The sequence below is a fragment of the Flavobacterium sp. 270 genome (assembly GCF_004368785.1).
Lineage (GTDB): Bacteria > Bacteroidota > Bacteroidia > Flavobacteriales > Flavobacteriaceae > Flavobacterium.
Window position 1 is genome coordinate 271683 of the sequence record NZ_SODM01000004.1, and the last position, 19930, is coordinate 291612.

General features: G+C 36.1%; 13 protein-coding genes. 4 read left to right on the plus strand and 9 right to left on the minus strand.

The genetic code is table 11. The annotated features are described in order from the left end of the window. Window positions 1-113: 113 nt before the first annotated feature. The 3 genes from EV144_RS15885 to EV144_RS15895 all read right to left on the minus strand — a co-directional run bounded on the left by EV144_RS15885 (window position 114) and on the right by EV144_RS15895 (window position 5187). The gene (locus EV144_RS15885; RefSeq protein WP_134150152.1) at window positions 114-1787 is read right to left on the minus strand and encodes a hypothetical protein; all 1674 of its coding nucleotides are present in this window, start codon (window positions 1785-1787) and stop codon (window positions 114-116) included. Window positions 1788-1929: 142 nt separating this feature from the next. Further along, complete coding sequence (locus EV144_RS15890) at window positions 1930-4116, minus strand: family 78 glycoside hydrolase catalytic domain (protein ID WP_134150153.1); 2187 nt, start codon at window positions 4114-4116, stop codon at window positions 1930-1932. Window positions 4117-4368: 252 nt separating this feature from the next. Continuing rightward, on the minus strand, window positions 4369-5187 hold the full coding sequence (locus EV144_RS15895; protein ID WP_134150154.1) for an AraC family transcriptional regulator: 819 nt from the start codon (window positions 5185-5187) through the stop codon (window positions 4369-4371). Window positions 5188-5286: 99 nt separating this feature from the next. Here EV144_RS15895 and EV144_RS15900 point away from each other — a divergent pair, with 99 nt between their 5' ends. Further along, on the plus strand, window positions 5287-6495 hold the full coding sequence (locus EV144_RS15900; RefSeq protein ID WP_134150155.1) for an MFS transporter: 1209 nt from the start codon (window positions 5287-5289) through the stop codon (window positions 6493-6495). Between the two features lie 167 nt (window positions 6496-6662). On the opposite strand, the gene EV144_RS15905 is transcribed toward EV144_RS15900, so the two are convergent. From EV144_RS15905 to EV144_RS15915, 3 genes are all read right to left on the minus strand, one after another. Next, the gene (locus EV144_RS15905; RefSeq protein ID WP_134150156.1) at window positions 6663-8243 is read right to left on the minus strand and encodes a sodium:solute symporter; all 1581 of its coding nucleotides are present in this window, start codon (window positions 8241-8243) and stop codon (window positions 6663-6665) included. Continuing rightward, window positions 8240-9304 carry a Gfo/Idh/MocA family protein gene (locus EV144_RS15910; RefSeq protein ID WP_134150157.1) on the minus strand — a complete coding sequence of 355 codons (1065 nt, stop codon included), beginning with the start codon at window positions 9302-9304 and terminating at the stop codon, window positions 8240-8242. Before EV144_RS15910 ends, EV144_RS15905 begins: the two co-directional genes overlap by 4 nt. A gap of 101 nt (window positions 9305-9405) precedes the next feature. Beyond that, a complete protein-coding gene (locus EV144_RS15915; RefSeq protein WP_134150158.1) occupies window positions 9406-11925 on the minus strand; it encodes a right-handed parallel beta-helix repeat-containing protein in 2520 nt (839 codons plus the stop codon). A 616-nt stretch (window positions 11926-12541) separates the two neighbouring features. On the opposite strand from EV144_RS15915, the gene EV144_RS15920 reads away from it, so the two are divergent. Next, on the plus strand, window positions 12542-14233 hold the full coding sequence (locus EV144_RS15920) for a glycoside hydrolase family 28 protein (RefSeq protein ID WP_134150159.1): 1692 nt from the start codon (window positions 12542-12544) through the stop codon (window positions 14231-14233). Window positions 14234-14397: 164 nt separating this feature from the next. On the opposite strand, the gene EV144_RS15925 is transcribed toward EV144_RS15920, so the two are convergent. The 3 genes from EV144_RS15925 to EV144_RS15935 form a co-directional block, all read right to left on the minus strand. After that, complete coding sequence (locus tag EV144_RS15925) at window positions 14398-15234, minus strand: amidohydrolase family protein (RefSeq protein ID WP_134150160.1); 837 nt, start codon at window positions 15232-15234, stop codon at window positions 14398-14400. A gap of 5 nt (window positions 15235-15239) precedes the next feature. Then, a complete protein-coding gene (locus tag EV144_RS15930; protein ID WP_134150161.1) occupies window positions 15240-16037 on the minus strand; it encodes an SDR family oxidoreductase in 798 nt (265 codons plus the stop codon). Between the two features lie 216 nt (window positions 16038-16253). After that, on the minus strand, window positions 16254-17267 hold the full coding sequence (locus EV144_RS15935; RefSeq protein WP_134150162.1) for a zinc-binding alcohol dehydrogenase family protein: 1014 nt from the start codon (window positions 17265-17267) through the stop codon (window positions 16254-16256). Window positions 17268-17638: 371 nt separating this feature from the next. Here EV144_RS15935 and EV144_RS15940 point away from each other — a divergent pair, with 371 nt between their 5' ends. Continuing rightward, on the plus strand, window positions 17639-18787 hold the full coding sequence (locus EV144_RS15940; RefSeq protein ID WP_134150163.1) for an ABC transporter substrate-binding protein: 1149 nt from the start codon (window positions 17639-17641) through the stop codon (window positions 18785-18787). Further along, window positions 18784-19929 (plus strand): CaiB/BaiF CoA transferase family protein, encoded by a 1146-nt coding sequence (locus tag EV144_RS15945; RefSeq protein ID WP_134150164.1) that lies wholly within the window; start codon window positions 18784-18786, stop codon window positions 19927-19929. Before EV144_RS15940 ends, EV144_RS15945 begins: the two co-directional genes overlap by 4 nt. The last annotated feature ends 1 nt before the right edge of the window (window position 19930 follow it).

Sequence of the window (19930 nt, forward strand, 5' to 3'; positions counted from 1 at the left end):
CACAGATTATTACGGATTTTTATCTGCTAATCTGCGGAAAAATTTTTCATTATAATTTAAAAAAATCAGCGTAGATCAGCGTTTTTACGAAGTAAATCCGCGTCATCCGCGTTCTATTTTTTCAACTCAGCTAATCTAGCTTCCATTACATCTTTGTTTAGTTTTACTTTAACCATTCCTGTTGGATGAAATCTTTTTTTGAGATCTATGGCGTTATATACAATAGTGTAAACTTCATTCCCTTCCGGGATTAGGCATAGCGGTGTTCTCATAATATCCCACCATTTATCTACTTTGGTTTCTATTGGCAAATAATGTGCTTCATGCCAATTTACGCCATCTGCAGATAATGAATATCCGATCATATTGGGTAAATGATGTCCCCATCCGTCCGGGCCTCCATCGAAAATTGCGATATATAATCCATTCGGCAACTGACTCACTATTGGATTTTCAACAAAAAGCGGATGTATTGATTTTATCGGCTCCAAACCTTTATTCATTCGCAACCAAGGTCCTTCTAAACTTTTGGATTCGGCTAATGCTACAAACCAGCCTTTTCCTGATTTCTTTGGATAATCTGCCCAGGAATTAAATGGATATGCTCCACTGTAAAAACCAAAGAATTTATCGCCTACCTGATACGGGAAAAAAGAGGCAACACCTTGACGTCCTTCCCAAGGTTGAGAATCTAATCCAGGTTCCATAATGATTCCCATATCTTTATAAGGACCACCAATTCCGTTGATGCCTTCTACAGTCGATTCGCAACGCCAAATTCTTCCGAAAGAATGATTTGGTTCTATTTCTTTACTTACCGTGTACGCCAAATAATAGCCGTACCATTTGTTTGTTTTTTCATTGAAAACCGGCATATACGACCAAATCGCTGAACGACGATCGTTCATCGGATTATCATCTTCGGTTACGGCATAAACACCGCTTGCCTGATAAATGGTTGATTCTCTTTTCCAGTGAATTGCATCTTTACTTGTCCAGTGTCCGATTTTGGTTTTTACGCGATCGTAATAATAATCTACGCCTTTTTCTCCCGCTCTCTCGGTTGGAAACATATGATAGGTATCGCCGACTTTTACCACACGTCCGCCTTCAAAACCTCCCTGAATTCCTTCTGTTCCAGACATTCCTTCATCAATAATGGCCTTGTTTTCTCCGCCGATAATTTCGAAAAGTGGTTTTTCATCTGAAAATCCTTCTACTATAAAAGTTGGGTTCCATAATTTTCCGTCTGGGAATTGCGCATTTCTTGTTTCTAGTTTTTCAGAAGCTTTTACAACTCCTAAAAAAGCAAATAATCCTTTTCCAAAATTGATAGTTTGTATTCCTTTTGGATAAGAAACAGCATAGATATTTACTGGAGGAAGTCCGGTAACAGTTGCGCCATTTTCTAAAATCAATTTGGCTTTTTGAAGTTTATCTGCTTGAAGATATTCTGTATTTTTATCCTGAAAAACACCAATTAAAACCGTAACAGCTTCTTTAAATTTTAACTGTAATGGAGCATTATTTCCATTTTTATATTTATCTAACGGAAGTTCGATTCCTGTCAATCCTTGTAATTCAGGAGCGACACGAACAATGTTATGTTTGCTTCCCGAAAATACATGAGCGTATTGTGTAGTTTTGAATGTTTTATAGTTTGATTTTACAATTTCAAATGACGCTGATTTCCATGCTGTTTGAGCGTTTGTTTGTAAGCATAGGAGAAACAGCGCTAAGAAAGCGGTTTTTAATTTGAAACTGTATTTTGTGTTTTTTGAAAACATTGGTTTTTTATTTTTTTTATTGATTCCAGAATCAGCTTCCTGTCATTGCGAGGAACGAAGCAATCACATTTGCAAAATCAAACTTAATATCATTGTTAGTGAGATTGCTTCGTTCCTCGCAATGACATACTGGATGAATAATCTAAATAGCCTTATAACTCACGACATACTCCACATTCGGTTTTACAATCAACTGATATTTATTCTTTGCTAATTCCGTAATCGTTCCAGAGTTTGTTTTGGGTTTGCTTGCACTTTTGAAAATTAATTTTCCTTCTCCTTCGCCTGCTTTTACTTTAATTTCTTTGGTACTGCAATACACGGCAACTTCTCCGTTTGGTGTTGGAACTTTTCCTTCCATCCATTTTAAATCTCCCAAATTTGGTTTTATTTCATATTCTGAATATCCCGGAGCAGTTGGTTTTACACCTAAATAATATTTTCCTAATAAATAAATCGGACTTGCACCCCAAGCGTGGCAAAGGCTTTTCCCGTAAGGGCGTCCATACATTTCTAAATGTTCTTTTCCACTTTGTTTTGGGTCGTATTTTTCCCAAAATGATGTCGCGCCTTGATTTAACATTCCACCCCAATAATCACGGATTTCATTTAAAACAAATTTCTGTTCATCCATTGCGCATAACGCCTCCAACTCATAAAAACGCATGTAGGGCGTTGTGATTTGAAGAACATCTTTATTGAGCAATACCTTATTTTTTACACTTTGTTTTTGTTCTTCAGTAAAATAATTAAAGAATATACCGAACATATTCGCATATCGGGTTACGATATTTTGCATTTTACCGTCGATACGCTGATGCTTCATCACGTTTTCTTTTTTATCCCAAAACACATCGAACAATGAAGTTTTTAATTCAGAAGCTAATTTTTGATATTGTTTTTGATCTTCACTTTTACCTGCAATTTCAGCACTCACCGACATGGCTTCTAAACTTCTTGCCAAAAGCATCTGCTCAAAACTAACTTCGCCAGTTTTTGGTAGTCCGTCTGCCCAGTCAATAAAAACCCAGTCGCCTTCTAAAGGTTCTAGAAATCCGTTTTTGTTTCTTCTTTCTAAACAGAAATCCATAAGCGATTTCATTCTTGAATAATAAGTTTTGATGAATTTTGTATCGCCTGTGTGTAAATAGTAATCGTAAACACCTACAAACCAATACAAAGAATAATCCATGATGATATTGACGTGAGCCATTACAGGATCTTTTCCGCGAAGCGCTGACATCGTTCGTTCTACAGAAGGCGAATCAAAGAATAAATAATAATTCATTAAATAACTTTGATAAGCATCGCCAGACCAAACCCAGCGGTCGCGTTTGATGCCGTCAATAAAAAATTCACGGGAAGTTAAATGCATCGTATAAGCCGAAACATCCCAAATTTTATTTAATAATTCGTCTGAAGATTTGAATGCGCCACGATAATCTAATGGTAAATATTCATAAAGCATCGAAATCGAATCGTATTTTACGCCTGCATCTGCCTGCACCTGAACATAGCGGAATGCTTTTGATCCACTGTGTGTATAAGTTTCAGGTTGTTTTCCATCAAAAGATAAATGATCTAAGGTTTCGCATTTAGCTGAATCCAAAGCTTCTTCGCGAGATTCGCCGTAATAAAGCGCTACTTTTCCTTTGCCTTTTAAACCGTGAATTTTAATATAACCAAAAGTTTCTTTTCCAAAGTCTACTAATTCGCCTGCACCAACTTTTTCTGTTTTTTTTGCACTCAAAGGTTTGGTTGTCAGTTTAAATCCGGAAGGTTTATTTTCTGGCGAATCAAAATTCCACGAACCAACAGGAACCCAAGGTGTACCGGATTGTTGTGCTTTTCCGGCTTCGTCGATCCAAAGTTTATCTTCGTTGGTTACCTTCCAGGATGCATCAGATTTGACATAATTACCCGAAATATAAATGGCTGGTAATACTTCCTGATTGTATACTTTAAAAGAAATTTTATGTTTTCCGGCAGGAATTGTTATTGATTTTGGCTGTCCGTAAACCTGAACGCCATCTAAAAGTAATTGAAAAGGTCCTTCTGAATAGATTTTTACTTCGTCTGGTTTCGGAAGCTCTAATTCTGTTTGAAAAGTTACCAGAGCATACGGACTATAATATTGCCAAAGCGGTGGAAATACCGCTTCGCGTTCTGTACGTCTAACCTGCATTTTATTGCTTAACCAAATTTCGAAATCGCCTGGATACCAGATCCATGTCGCTTCTTTTGATTTTTCCTGCGCCGATACTAAATAACAGCTAAAGAGAGCAACAAAAAGAAGTAAAATCTTAAAAATGGGAAAGCGGTTTGGCATAGTAAGTTTATTTTGGAGCTAAAGATAAGTGTTATTTTTACATTTCACAACCTGTACTATCCTGTTATATCATAATACTTCAATGTTTTTTATAATTTTTTAAGGATAAAATTACGACTTATCACTTTTTTAGTACTAAAAAAAATGATGTATCGATTTTTGTCTATTTTAGATATTTGTGTTGTAACAAAAATGATCGTATTTGTTTTCAGATTCAATCATCATTTTTCATTCAAAAAATAGAAACAGATTTTATGCTGAAATTTTATCAGCCTCATTCTCATCTTCCAAAATATAATTAGAAGGTGTTTTTCCTAAATGCTTTTTAAACATAAAAATAAAAGCACTTGCAGTTTCGTAACCTAAATCGAGCGCAATTTCTTTTATAGATTGTTTTTCGCCTAATCTTTTTATGGCTTCAAGTAATTTTAAGCGCGTACGCCAATCGCTGAAATTCATTCCGAGTTCTTTTATAAATAAGCGTGATAAAGTTCTACTGCTCATAAAAGATAATTCGGCGTAATAATCTATGGTGTTTTTGCTGGCAACATCGTTTAGCAAAAGTTCCACTACTTTTTGTAATCTTTCGTTGTTTGTTGTTGGAAGAAAAGTGGCACTTGGCATAATTAAAGCCAATTCATCTAAAAATACATCGATAATTCTTCTTTGCGATGGCGAAATGTTTCCTTCAGTTCCAAAAGTGATAATCTTAAAAACCAATTGTTTTAGAAAAATTGGAATATCAAAAGAAAAACTATTTGAAGGCAATTCGCCCGTAAAAGACGGATCGATGAAAACGCTGTAATAATTAACGTCTTTCTGAAAAGTAACCTGATGTTCTACTCCGCTAGGAAGCCACAAACCTTGCAACGGATTCACAACCCAAATGTTATTGCCCACCACAACATTCATTACACCGCGCGTGGCATAGATAAGCTGCGCTCTTGGGTGCGAATGCGAAATACACATTTCGTTGTTTACCATTTCGGTATAACCCATAACAGGAATCTGTGGATTGATTACAAATCCATGTTCCTGTGCCATTCGATATGTCCGAATTTGATTATTCATTGTCCAAATGTAGTAATTTTGACATTCATATTTTTTTCAATTTTGTAAAAAATAATACAGCTGTTATTTTTAAAACTAAAATTAACTCAAAAACAAATCATGGAAACCGTTAAAGCAAATCCAGAATTAGTCAAAAAAACCACGTATTCGATACTTTTTATAATCAGTTTTTCTCATTTAATCAATGACCTTTTACAAGCTGTTGTTCCATCTATTTATCCTTTAATTAAAGAAAATTTTGGACTGACTTTCTCCCAAATCGGAATTATAACTTTTACGTATCAAATCGTTGCTTCTATCCTACAGCCATTTGTGGGAATGTATACCGACAAAAAATCAAAACCCTATTCTCTAATCATCGGAATGTGTTTTACAATGGTCGGATTATTTTTGGTTTCAATCGCTTCGAGTTTTATCTACTTATTATTATCGGTAAGTCTAATCGGAATTGGTTCTTCTATTTTTCACCCTGAATCTTCGAGAGTAGCTCATTTGGCTTCTGGCGGAAAAAGAGGATTAGCGCAGTCGATTTTTCAATTGGGAGGAAATGCCGGAAGTGCAATCGGACCATTATTGGCGGCATTTATTGTAATTCCGCACGGACAATCGTATGTGGCTTGGTTTTGTATTATTGCCCTGATCGGAATTTTTGCTTTGTACAAAATTGCTATTTGGTACACCGAACATTTATCTGAAAGAATGGCGAATAAATCAAACCAACAAATCGAAACGCATCATTTGTCTAAAAACAGAGTGATTTTTTCGCTGATTATTTTATTGGTTTTGATTTTCTCTAAATACTTCTACATGAGTAGTATTACAAGTTATTATACTTTCTTTTTGATTGATAAATTTCATGTAAGCATTCAGCAGTCGCAGGTTTATTTATTTTTATTCTCCGGCGCTGTGGCCGCGGGAACTTTAATCGGCGGACCAATTGGCGACCGTTACGGAAGAAAATATGTTATCTGGGTTTCGATTCTTGGTGTTGCGCCTTTTACGTTGATGTTGCCATACGTTTCTTTATTCTGGGTCGGAACTTTATCTGTAGTTATCGGATTGATTCTTTCTTCTGCGTTCTCTGCAATCTTGGTTTATGCAACGGAATTAATGCCCGGAAAAGTGGGTCTAGTAGCCGGTCTTTTCTTCGGATTTGCTTTCGGAATGGGCGGATTGGGTTCTGCTGTTTTAGGAAAAATCGCCGATGCAACGAGTATCGAATATGTATTTAAAATTTGTGCGTTTCTGCCGTTGATTGGGGTGATTACTGGTTTTTTGCCGAATATTGAAGGGCGTAAAAAGGCTTAATTTTTAATCTCGCAAAGTCGCGAAGTCACAAAGGTTTTTTTTTAAGCTTTGAAATAAACTTTGCGTCTTCGCCTCTTTGCGAGCAAACTTCTCTGCAAAATAAAAACACACACAGCTTCCAATGAACCTATGTGTGTTTTTGTTGATTTATAATTCCTTGAAATCAATTAATTCCCATTAAAAACCAAATACAAAACCAAAATCATCACTCCCAACAACCCAAACAACAACTTCACTTTTTTACTTGTTTTCGGAATATCAGTTTCATCAGAAAAATTAGTTTCAGGATTTTTATCGGTTAATGAAATACCAATTGCTGTAATGGTTAAGACCGCAAAAATGTAAAACGAAATCAATAAAAAGTGAGGCCAAACCGGATATTTATCGGCAGGGAAAATCCATAGATACAAAACCCCAACAAAAAGACTAAACCCAGAACCCCATGATAAGGTAAAGTTTACTGCTTTTTTGGTGGTGCGTTTCCAGAAAACACTCAGCAGGAAAACAACAGATAACGAAGGCGCCAGAAATCCTAAAACTGCCTGAAAGATGTTGAATAAATTCTGCCCTTTGATATTGTCAATCGCAATGGCAATCAAAATCGCAAATAGACAACCAACTGCAATTGTTAAACGACCAATTCTAATCTGGTCTTTAATTGTCGCCGTCGGGTTGATTTTCTTTACATAAATATCATTCGTAAAAACGGTGCTCAAAGCATTTAGCGAAGAACCAATTGTTCCCACCAAAACGGCAATCATAACACAGATTACTAAACCGTTCATTCCGCTTGGGAAAAGATTCGTAACCATCGTCATATAAGCCAAATCGGAGTTTTCGCCCAATTCAGGATATAAAACGTAACACAAAATTCCAGGCAAAATAAACAATGGCAAAGCCATCACTTTTAGCCATCCAATAAAGTTTACACCCAATTGTCCCTGTTCCAGATTTTTTGCTCCCAAAACACTCTGCACCATCGATTGATCGGTACAAAAGAAAGCAACGGCCGCAACGGGATAGCCTAACAAAATGGCTGTCCACGGATAATGTGCGTCGTTTGCAGGCTGTACTAAATTCCAGAAATTAGAAGGTGTTTTATCTATTAAAGCACCAATTCCGCCCACTTTTTGCAAACCTAAATACGACAAAGTCAAGGAAACGACAATCAATAAAATCATTTGAAAAACGTTGACTTTTGCAATGGCTTTTAATCCTCCGGCAAACGTAAATATTCCCGAAAAAATCACTAAAACAGTAACACTCTGCCACATCGGAATTCCTAAAATCTGACGCACCAAAACACCTCCGCTGAATAATCCTAAAGAAAGCCAGCTTACTAAGATTTTTACCAAAGCATACCAAGCCAGAATATTCTGCGTGCTGTCGCCGTAGCGTTTTCCCATATATTCGGGCATCGTGCTGACTTTACTCGCAATGTAACGCGGTGCAAAAACCATCGCCAAAAGCAGTAAAAACACAAAAGCGTACCACTCAAAATTTCCCGCAACAATTCCAGTTGCGTAACCAATACTCGCAAAAGCCAATAACGACGAAGGGCCAACATTGGTTCCCCACATATTAAACCCGATATTGTACCAGTTTAGCGAATTTCCGGCTAGAAAAAGTGTTTCGTTTTTCTTGCTCTGCTTTACACTCACAATATATCCAATGACCAATAAAGTCACTAAATAAATCCCAACAATTACAAAATCGAGCGTGGTTAATTTATCGTAGATGCTGTTCATAGTCCGTATTCGTTAAGAATATCGGCAATTTTAACCGGCATTCCAGTTTGTAAAGTTTTATCCATTGCCTGTAATAAAGCCACAGTTCCGATTCCTTCTTCCATGTTTGGATAAGCTTCAAAATCCTGTTCAATACTGTCTGCAAAATATTCTAAATAATTCTGATATTCCCCAGCGTGATGGCTTTGTCCTTCAAAACGGAAATAATATTTTAATGTACTGTCGCCCCAGGTAATTACTTTTTCTTCGCCCGTTTTATCGGTAACCGCATAACGCAATTCGTGATAATCGGCCTGACTTGCTCCTTCTGTTGCTCTCAAAATCGTACTCATTCCGCTGTCGCGTTGTGCAGGTTGCGTTGGCGAAGTATAGACACCGCTCACACGCGCAATTCTACCGTCGGTTGCTTTGAAGATAAAGTGCATCGTATCTTCATTTTTTAATCCGGCAGATTTTCCGTTACTACTTATCATTCCGTACCCCATAACTTCTTCAATATTTGGAAGATACCATCTAATAAAATCTACGGGATGACTTAAACCTCCGTACAACCATTTAAAAGATTGCAACAAAGACCATTCTTTCTTCAAAAACCATCTGTGATCGGCGTGATATTGGGCTTCAATTGTAATTAAATCGCCAATTAAACCTGCTTCGTAATCGGCTCTTTGTCTTTTGGCTGGTTCGAAAAAACGTGAACTCTGACCAATGAAAACTTTTTTGCCTGTTGATTTACTTAGTTCTAATAATTCCTTAGCATCCGAAAGATCATCGATAAATGGTTTTGTACAAACAACATGTTTCCCATGCAATAAAGCTTGTTTTACGTGTTGTGCATGAAGATGATCGGGCGTATAAATCGCAATGATATCTATTGATTCGTCTTTTAATAAATCATCGTAATTGGTGGTGTACGAATGAAAATCAAATTCTTTTGCTCTTTGTTTGCACAACTCTTCGTTTCGGTCGCACACTTTTACAAGTTCTACTTTTGAACTTTCTATAGCTGCCGACATTGTGCTTCGTCCTTCTCCAAGTCCTAGAATGGCTATTTTTAACATGAGGTGAGTGGTTATTTTAGATTGTTGATTTTAGATTTTTCTCTCGCAGATTATGCAGATGGAGGAGATTTTTCTATACTCTTTGTTCTATTTTCTTTGTTCTACTTTTTCTCTTCTACATTCACTTTGTTTAAGAAAATCCAGGTTTCGTCTGGTTTTGTGCCTTCGATTCCGGTTTGGTATTTTTTCATTAAAGTGTTCCAGTCGTCTACACGCGGATTGTTTTGGGTTGTTTTTGGATTTAGTTTATCCAGATTTTCACCTTTCGGAATACTGATTACCAAGATCAATTGTCTTTCGTTTTTAAAGACTTGCAATTGCTGGAAATCGGCATTACAGAAACCTTTGGCAACTTCCGGCCATTTTTCGAATTGTGTTTTGTGATATTCTACATATTCTTTCTGTAGTTTTTCATCCGAAGGTAAATTCGCTGTCAATACAATATTTTCCCAATCTGATGCCGGTTTTGAATCTTTACATCTTTCAAAATTTTGGAAATCATAAACCAGATCTTCATAAATTTTTATTTGTAAAGAAGGAAAAGCACCTGCCAGTTTTCGTTTCGTTCTTTCCGGCTCATTCATTTTTCCGTAAATCACCAGATGATTTTTCCATTGGTACAATTCCTGACCTACAATTCTGAAACCTGTCAAAGTCGATTTGATTTTTTCGATGTCGAAATCATTTCCGATTAATTCAATCGCATACGGTTTTGGCATTTCCTGCAATCCCCATTTTTCGTCGATTACGACTTCTTTTTCTAAAGCTTTATAAGGTGCTCTAATTCCAGAAGCTTCTATAATTTTCGAGCTTACATACGGATCATTGTGCTCCCAGATATTTCCTTTTGGGCCGTTATGGTTTTTCAGGATTTTCTTTTCGGCAATCCAGTTGTTTTTGATCGTAAAACCTTCCGAACCTTCATCGGTATACAAATACAGCCATAAAAACGGATCGTGCGCATACGGACTATTGTAGACTTTGTCAATATAATTTTCTTCGATTCGGCTGTTTGGCTGAGCCGAAAGCGTGTAAATTCCCGCTACATCATGAAGATGTTTGGCATAATGATGAATTTTATTGGCCAGGATTTTATTGTTCTGCATCACGTTTGGCGTATGCGTCCAACCCCAGCCCATTGAAATTCCGGAATACGAAACATCCGAAATCTCATTGTGTTCAATCGTAATATTTCGAACAAAACCTGCTGCAATTCCTAAAGTTCCCCAATCTTCATTGGTTACATCGGTGATTAAATTATCGGCAATAATTTCATCCGAAGACATTTCTCTTTCATCTTTTATGATTAAAGGCAAATGCGCCTCAAAAGGTTCTTCAGAGAAAATCCCAACATTGATGGCACTTCCGCCAATATCTTTGAATAAATTTCCTTTTACAGTATTGTGATTCGTTCCTTTATTTAAATCCAAACCTGTCGAAGACAAATGCTCAAAACGGCAGGATTCAAACTGAATGTTATTCGAATAATTGATTTCGACCGCAGCACGAGGTCTTCCCACCCAAGCCTGATTTTCTAAATTCGACTGATTTGGCGTTCCCGGTTCTTTTAGTTTATAAGCATCTAAAAGATACATTCCCGCCTGCAAAGGCACGTGACCTTGTTGCGAAGGACGAAGCCAGTTGCTGTATTGAAACGAAATGCCGCCAAAATTAAAATGATGAACAGGCGAGTCAATTGTTCCTTTTACTTCTACCAGATTTTCTAAAACAGGCGCTGTAACTTTTACTGAATTAATTTCTTCTCCCGCTTTCGGAATGTAATAGATTTTGGCATTTTTTCTATCTAAAAACCATTCGCCAGGTTCATTCAACATTGAGATTCCGTTATTTAAATAGAAAGCAGAATTTCCGTTATTTTTAGAAATCCATGGCGCCGGCCACGGATGTTCGCTTTGAATTCTTCCTTCTGGTTCTTCAAACGAAAGTCTGGCGCTGTCTTTTTTTACTTCAATATTTTTGATGCGAAGATTTGCCGTAGACCACCATTGCACTATAAACATTTCCATTCCCGGCTCGAACTTAACCGATTTATCTTTAAACGGAATCCAGCAAGTCTGCGCTTCATGATCCCAAGATAAAATTCGATCCATTTGATTTCCGGCGGTACTTTTAGCGCGAACGGCTTTTTTTCCGTTTACCCAAAGTTGTCTGTAGTTAATTAAAGCTCCCGCTTGTGTTGGCGCATCTGCAACCCAGACGGTTCCTTTTTTTAATCCGTTGATTATTGTTTGAGATTTTGTCCAGTTTTTGATTTCAACACCGCCACTTAAAATTGGTTTTGCGTTGGCATCGGCAATAATCGTTGTCGGACTTTCCGGAGTTCCGGAATCTTCAGGTCTTATAAATATTGGTTCGCTTAAATAATACGTTCCGTCCATTACTATTATGCGAATACCGTCTTTTGCAGAAGCGTCTTTTAGTCGGCGTAATTCTCTGGCTTTTCTAACCGCCATTTGTACGGTCGCCAGCGGACTTGCTTTTGTTCCGGCATTTTTATCGCTTCCGTTTTTTGATACCCATATTTCGGCTGCATTCATAGAGAATGAAACACAGATTATCGCAAAACAGATTAGTATTTTCTTAAAAGTAGTAAAGTGCATTATTTAGTTTTTTGATTTTTTTCTAAGAATAAAATTATGAGGCATTCAATTTAAACAATATTAATTTTACAAATAAATGTATTTTTAACACTTTTACCAAATAATTGGGACAATTTAAAAGAATATAAAATTATAGGCATCCTGTACCCTCCTGTTATGTGTGTTGTTTTGAACCATATAAGTTATATAAGTTCATTTAAAAGTTTTGTCTTTAGACTAATCTCGCAGAGGCGCGAAGACGCTAAGATTATTTCTCTTTTTTGTCATTTCGACCGAAGGGAGAAATCACAAAAGAAATTCCGCAAAGGGAATAGACAATCTTTGTCGACTTACGAGTGCGATTTCTCCCTTCGGTCGAAATGACAAACTGTACTTATATGAATTGAATAAAAAACTCTGCGCCTTAGCCTCTCTGCGAGATTAATTAACAAAGTAATTAAATGAACTTATATCACTTATATGGTTTAAATAATTTCAAAAATCTTAATTTTTCGACACAATTCTGTTTTGTAAACTTTTTTTAATAGATTTGTGTAATCGATTACAATTACATTTTCTTATTTATGTTGAAGAATAATTTCTGCATCAATAAAAAAATCAACAAAAAACTACTAACATGAAAACCAAACCACTTCATCAATTATTTCTTGCTGCAACATTTTTGCTGGCGAGTTGTTCTACATTAATTGCGCAAAATTCAGATTCTTATGATACGTATAAAGGTATCGAATTTAAAATGGCAAAAGTCAATGAACCTGTTATTCCGAAAAACAGTGTGAACATAAAAGATTTTGGTGCGGTAAACGGTGGTTATGTTTTGAATACTAAGGCTTTTGCTGATGCTATAGAAGCTGTTTCTAAAAAAGGCGGCGGAAAAGTAATTATCCCTCCGGGAATCTGGCTTACAGGACCGATTATCCTAAAAAGCAAAATCGAAATGCATGCTGAAACTGGCGCATTAATAAAATTTTCTCCTGATAAAAGTTTATATCCAATTATAGAAACCACTTTTGAAGGTCTAAATACCTGGCGTTGTATCTCTCCTATTTATGGTAAAAATCTGGAAGATGTTGCTTTTACAGGAAATGGTGTTTGGGACGGTTCTGGCGAAGTTTGGAGACAGGTTAAAAAAGACAAATTAACCGAAAGCCAATGGAAAAAATTTGTGGCTTCGGGCGGTGTTTTGAATGATAAAAAAAACAGCTGGTATCCGTCAGAAGTATTTATGAATGCTTCTAAAGAAGGTCCGACAGATCAGAACGTTCGTTTGGATTTGAAAACAAAAGAAGATTTTGAAAAAATTCACGACTTCCTGCGTCCGGTTATGGTGAGCATTCAAAACAGTAAAAGGGTTTTATTGGATGGGCCTGTTTTTCAGAATTCTCCAGCTTGGAATATTCATCCTTTTATGGTCGAAGATTTAATTGTGAGAAATGTAACAGTTCGTAATCCGTGGTATTCTCAAAACGGTGACGGTCTTGACGTAGAATGCTGTAAAAATGTAGTTGTAGAAAATTCAAGTTTTGATGTAGGTGACGATGCGATCTGTATTAAATCCGGAAAAGACAAAGACGGACGTGACAGAGGTGTTCCGTGCGAAAATATTATTGTAAAAAACAATATTGTGTATCACGGTCACGGCGGTGTAACGGTTGGAAGTGAAATGTCTGGCGGCGTAAAAAATCTTCACGTTTCGAACTGTACTTTTATGGGAACAGATGTTGGTTTGCGTTTCAAAAGTGCGCGCGGACGTGGCGGTGTGGTTGAAAATATCTTTATTTCTGATATTAATATGACTGATATTCCGTCTCAGGCTATTTCTTTTAATCTATATTATGGTGGAAAATCTATTGCAGAAACTTTGGAAGAAGGCGGCGATAAAGTGGTTAATAAAGCGATGCCTGTAGATGAAAAAACGCCTCAGTTTAAAAACATCGTAATCAAAAATATTACGATTAAAGGTGCTCAGCAAGCGGTATTTTTACAAGGTCTTCCGGAAATGAATTTGGAGAATATCGAAATCACGAATTTAATTGCAAAAGCGCAAAAAGGATTCTCTATTATTGATGCGAATAAAATCAAAATTACGAATGCTAGTTTGGATATTGAAGACAAGAATGCATTCGAAATTTACAATGTAAAAAACATGTCTTTTAAGAATATCGAGTTTAATGCAGGTTCTTCAAAAGCGGTTACTATTGACGGTGAAGCTTCTGCAAATATTGATTTGAGCGGTTCTAAAACTGCAGATTTTTCTAAGAATACAACTGTTGGGAAAACGGTTGCTAAAGGCGCTGTGAAGTTTTAATTTTTTTTTGAACCATATAAGTTATATAAGTTCATTTAAATTTCATTGTATATAATAATCTCGCAAAGACGCCAAGTCGCAAAGTTATATTTTCTTTGTGGCTTGGCGTCTTTTTTGTCATTTCTCCTTCGTCGAAATGACAAAACTGTGAGGTCAAATTGTAATTAATCCTTTAACTTATAAAATTTCTTAGCATTCTCAAACCAAATTTTATTCTGATCTTCAATAGAAAGATGTTTCATATAATCTTCCAAGGTTTTTACAACTTCTGTATAATCTGAAGCTACATTAAGAACCGGCCAATCAGATCCGAACATTAATTTATTCGCGCCGAAATTTTCAAAAATAACATCTAGATATGGTTTTAAATCATAGATTTTCCAGTTTTTCCAATCGGCTTCTGTGACCATTCCCGAGACTTTACAAAGAGCGTTTTCGTATTTTGAAATTTCGATAATATCTTTTTTCCACGAATCAATATTTCCTGATTTAATATCTGGTTTTGCGATATGATCTATTACAAAATTTTGATTTGGAAAATCATTTACCAAACTTATTGCAGCCGGCAATTGACGATGAAAAATTAATATATCATAGGTATAATCAAATGGTTTTAAGGCTGAAATTCCTTTGCGAAATGCTGTACCGTACATAAAATCATCAGCTTCTCCCTGCACTACGTGTCTAAAACCTTTGAATTTTTGATAATTAGAATAAAAAGCCAAACGTTCTTCTATATTTTCTGCTCTTAAATCTACCCAGCCGACAACTCCTTTTATAAAATCATTTTTAGAAGCCAAATCCAACAGAAAATTGGTTTCTTCTTCTGATTGACTTGCCTGCACTGCTACACAGCTTTCAAATTGATTGTTTTGAAGTTCTGGCAAAAGATCATCTGGAAGAAAATCTCTCTGAATTACAGCCATTGTTTCGTCAATCCAGCTGTCTCTTACGGGATCGAATTTCCAAAAATGCTGATGCGAATCTATTCTTTTACTCATAACTTTTAGTTTACATCGCTAATTAAAGCGCGGTCTAAATGTACGTAACCTCCATCTACAAAAACAAATTGTCCTGTAGTATGAGAAGATCGGTCTGAGATAATAAACAAAGCCGTATCCGCAATTTCAACAGTTTTAGTCATTCGGTTTTCAAACGGAATACTTTTGTTGATTTTGTTTAAAACGCTTTGTCCATCTTCCAATGTTTTAATCCAGTCTTCGTATGCCGGAGTATAACTTTCTGCAATAATAATCGCATTCGAACGGATTCCGTATTGAATTAAATCTACCGCCCATTCTCTTGTTAAGCCCAAAACACCGCCTTTTGCAGCGGCGTAACCAGACGTTCCGCCCTGCCCTGTTAAAGCGACTTTTGAACCAATATTTAAGATGTTTCCTTTTGATTCTTTTAAGTATGGAAGCGAGAATTTAGCCAATAAAAAATAACTAACGACATTCAGTTTTAGCGAATTCATAAAATCCTCGTAGCTTGAATCTAAACCTGCTCCGTCATTAACACCAACATTATTGATAATAGCGTCAATTCGTCCGTATTTTGCAACGATTGTTTTTACTGCATTTTCCATTTCGACAGGATCAGTAACATCTGTCTGCACAAATATAGAATCGATGCCACGCTTTTGGAAACCTTCCGCGTAAGCGAAACCTCTCGCATTTCTGTCTACCAAAACCGGGATTGCTCCTTCTTCTGCCAAACGGTTAATAATCGTTTCTCCAATACTGCCTTCTTTTCCAGCAGAACCAGAAACGACAACTACTTTATTTTTTAAATTTAAATCCATTTTGTGTGGTTATTTAAAGTTATACTTATCTTCATTTTTGTCATCCTGACGAAGGAAGGATCTCCGTAAGAAACTCGACAAGTTAAATCAAAATCTTTGTCAAAGTTTTAAACTTTGACAAAGATTGCTGCGTAAAAATCTTTGCAGAGCTACTTGTGGAGATCCTTCCTTCGTCAGGATGACAAAAAGTGTCTTAAAATATTTTATTTAATATTCTTATTCTATTTCAATCAAAGCTTTGATTACGTTATTTTTAGGATCCGTTATGTTCTTAAAATCAGTAATCATTTCTTCAAAATTAGTTCTGTGTGTAATGTATTTTTTAGGATCAATTTTTCCTTCTTTCAAACATTTCATTACATATTCAAAATCTTCAATTGTGGCATTTCGGCTGCTCATCAAAGTTGATTCTCTTTTGTGAAAATCAGGATGACTAAAACTCAATTCACCTTTTTGAAGTCCGACCAAAACAAAACGTCCTCCATGCGAAATATAATTAAACGCACTGTTCATCACACTTTGATTTCCTGTTGCATCAATTACAACATTCGCAAAATCTCCGTTTGTGATTTCGGCAAGCCTTTCACTTACATTTTCGTTTAACGGATTTATTGTTTCATCAGCATTCAATTGTTCTTTACAAAAGTTTAATCTATAATCGTTTACGTCTAAAACAATCACTTTTGCTCCGGCAATTTTAGCAAACTGAATCAAACCAATTCCAATTGGGCCTGCTCCCATTACCAAAACGGTGTCAGTAGCTTTTACAGCAGCTCTTCTTACTCCGTGTGCAGCGATTGCCAAAGGTTCAACCAAAGCCAATTCATCATAATCTAAACCTTGTCCGTGCAATAAATATTGTTCTGGAATTGTAACATATTCCGCCATTCCTCCGTCGATATGCACTCCAAAAACTTTGATATTTACACAGCAGTTCGTCAGTCCGTTTCTACACGCAACACATTTTCCACAGTTAAAATACGGAATAAAAGTTACTTTATCGCCTGGTGTAAAACCTTTTGCATTTCCTTTTATGTATTCTGCAGCCAATTCGTGGCCTAAAATTCTTGGATATTCAAAATACGGCTGCGTTCCGCCAAAAGCGTGAATATCAGTTCCGCAGATTCCTATTCTTTTAATTTTCAATAAAACTTCGCCGTCTTTTGGTTCGGGAATACTGGTTTCTTTTAATTGAAATTCCTGAGGTTTTTCACAAACAATATATTTCATCTGTTTTGTTCTTTTATAATGGATTAATTCTTTTTCTAAAATATATTTCGCCTTATTTCTATCGATTTAGATCAATACAAAACAGCTGAAAATAATAAATGTAAATTTTACAATTACAAAAGTAATTTTAATAATTAATATATGCGATATATTTTGATCTCGAAGTGTTAAAATGCTCATACTTTAAAATATTATAACATTTTTTAAACCATTTGTAAATATTTTATAAGTAATATTCTATTAATGCAAAAAATATAGGTTATTAAATGCGGGTTTTCTTGTGCATTTCAATCTTATTTCTACTTTTGTAATTGTAAATTTTACATTTATTATTTATTGCACTACAATACTACATTTTAATCCTATAAAAAATGATAAAATTAAAAGGCATAACTTGGAATCATACCCGAGGTTTACTTCCAATGGTGGCAACATCACAGCGTTTTACCGAGTTATTTCCTAACGTTGAAATAACGTGGGAAAAAAGAAGTTTACAGGAATTTGCAGACGCTTCTATCGAAGATCTTGCAAAACGATTTGATTTATTGGTAATCGATCATCCATGGACAGGTTTTGGCGCTGCTACAAAAGCTATTCTGCCGTTATCAGATTATCTTTCTCCAGAATATATAAAGGATCAGGAAATAAATACGGTTGGAAAATCGTACGGGAGTTATGTTTTTCACGACAAACTTTGGGCATTGCCTATAGATGCTGCAACTCCGGTTGCGTCTGCACGTTTGGATATTTTAGAAAAAAACGGACTTGAAGTTCCTAAAACGTACGAAGATTTATTGGCTTTGGCTAAAAAAGGATTGGTTGCTTTTGCCGGAATTCCGGTAGATGTTTTAATGAGTTTCTACATGTTTTGCTGCAGTTTGGGTGAAGCTCCTTTTTTGTCTGAAGAAAAAGTAATTTCTACAGCAACAGGAAAAAAAGCTTTGCAAATGTTTAGAGAACTGGCACAATTAATTGATCCGGCAAACTTTAACAGAAATCCAATTCAGGTTTACGAAGCGATGGTAAATTCTGATGCCATTGCCTACTGCCCTTTTGCTTACGGATATTCTAATTACTCTAGAACGGGTTACAGCCAGAAACTGCTTCATTTTTATGATTTAGTGTCATTAAATAACAATAATATGATTTCTTCTTTGGGCGGTACTGGTTTAGCGGTTTCTTCATTTAGTCAAAATATTCAGGAAGCTGTAAAATATGCCGAATTTACAGGTTCATCTCAGGTTCAGCAAAATATTTTTGCCGATAACGGAGGTCAGCCGGGACATTTACAAGCTTGGAAAAGCGATAGAATCAATGCCTTAACTCATGATTATTTTAAAAATACTTTACCGGCATTAGAAAGAGCTTTTTTACGTCCTAGATATTCCGGACACATGTATTTTCAGGATCATGCCGGAGATATCGTTCGCGATTATTTAATGAAGGGCGGTAACGAAGAACAAGTTTTAGAAGTTATGGATGCGCTTTACGCGAAATCTTTAAACCTGCAGACTACATGAAACCACTAGAAGGATTAATTGTTTTAGAATTCTGCCAGTTTTTGGCGGGACCTTCGGCTGGATTAAAATTAGCCGATTTGGGCGCGCGCGTGATCAAAATTGAACGTCCCGTAAAAGGCGAAGCCTGCAGACAATTAAGCATAAAAGATTTATTTGTAGACGACAGCAGTTTGCTTTTTCATACTATTAATAGAAATAAAGAATCTTTTGCAGCCGATCTAAAAAATCCTGATGATTTGGTTTTAATAAAAAAACTAATCGCCAGCGCGCATATCATGACGCACAATTTTAGACCGGGCGTAATGGAAAAAATCGGATTGGATTTTGAACAAGCTTTGACTATAAATCCACAGATCATTTACGGAACTATTACAGGTTACGGAAATGAAGGTCCGTGGGCAAAAAAACCGGGGCAGGATTTGCTTCTTCAATCGCTTTCTGGCTTAAGCTGGCTGAGCGGTAGAAAAAGTCAAGGCCCAGTTCCGTTTGGTTTGGCTGTCGCCGATTTAATGTGCGGCAATCATTTTGTACAGGGAATTTTGGCTGCTTTACTTAAAAAAGCCAAAACCGGAAAAGGCGTTTTAGTCGAAGTAAGTTTACTAGAATCTATTTTGGATGTTCAGTTTGAAGCGATTACTTCTTTTCTTAATGATGGTGGACAACTGCCGGAAAGAGGCGATATAAAAGGAAGTGCGCACGCATTTTTGAGCGCTCCATACGGCGTTTACGAAACTCAGAATGGCTATTTATCACTGGCAATGGGCGATTTAATTTTTATTGGAAAAGTGCTTGGTTTAGATTTAAGTAAATATTCCGATAAACATCAATGGTTTGTGCAGCGTGACGAAATTAGAACTATTCTTGGCGAAAAAATTAAAACTCAAACTGCCGATTACTGGATTGCATTATTGCAAAAAGAAGGCATTTGGTGTGGTAAAGTTTTGAATTACGAAGAGTTAGATAATCAGCCTTTTGTAAATGAATTACAATTGAAACAAACCGTAAAAAATTCCGAGGGAAAAACTTTGGTTACAACAAGAAGTCCGATTCAGCTTGATGGTGCGGTTTTGCTAAGTAAAAAAGCAGCGCCAAAAGTGGGAGAAGATAATGAAAACATACACAAACAATTTTTAAACAATTAGA

Bases quoted from the DNA above. Each gene is read 5' to 3' on its own strand.
- EV144_RS15885 (WP_134150152.1), bottom strand. From the start codon at position 1,787: ATGTTTTCAAAAAACACAAAATACAGTTTCAAATTAAAAACCGCTTTC.
- EV144_RS15890 (WP_134150153.1), bottom strand. From the start codon at position 4,116: ATGCCAAACCGCTTTCCCATTTTTAAGATTTTACTTCTTTTTGTTGCT.
- EV144_RS15895 (WP_134150154.1), bottom strand. From the start codon at position 5,187: ATGAATAATCAAATTCGGACATATCGAATGGCACAGGAACATGGATTT.
- EV144_RS15900 (WP_134150155.1), top strand. From the start codon at position 5,287: ATGGAAACCGTTAAAGCAAATCCAGAATTAGTCAAAAAAACCACGTAT.
- EV144_RS15905 (WP_134150156.1), bottom strand. From the start codon at position 8,243: ATGAACAGCATCTACGATAAATTAACCACGCTCGATTTTGTAATTGTT.
- EV144_RS15910 (WP_134150157.1), bottom strand. From the start codon at position 9,304: ATGTTAAAAATAGCCATTCTAGGACTTGGAGAAGGACGAAGCACAATG.
- EV144_RS15915 (WP_134150158.1), bottom strand. From the start codon at position 11,925: ATGCACTTTACTACTTTTAAGAAAATACTAATCTGTTTTGCGATAATC.
- EV144_RS15920 (WP_134150159.1), top strand. From the start codon at position 12,542: ATGAAAACCAAACCACTTCATCAATTATTTCTTGCTGCAACATTTTTG.
- EV144_RS15925 (WP_134150160.1), bottom strand. From the start codon at position 15,234: ATGAGTAAAAGAATAGATTCGCATCAGCATTTTTGGAAATTCGATCCC.
- EV144_RS15930 (WP_134150161.1), bottom strand. From the start codon at position 16,037: ATGGATTTAAATTTAAAAAATAAAGTAGTTGTCGTTTCTGGTTCTGCT.
- EV144_RS15935 (WP_134150162.1), bottom strand. From the start codon at position 17,267: ATGAAATATATTGTTTGTGAAAAACCTCAGGAATTTCAATTAAAAGAA.
- EV144_RS15940 (WP_134150163.1), top strand. From the start codon at position 17,639: ATGATAAAATTAAAAGGCATAACTTGGAATCATACCCGAGGTTTACTT.
- EV144_RS15945 (WP_134150164.1), top strand. From the start codon at position 18,784: ATGAAACCACTAGAAGGATTAATTGTTTTAGAATTCTGCCAGTTTTTG.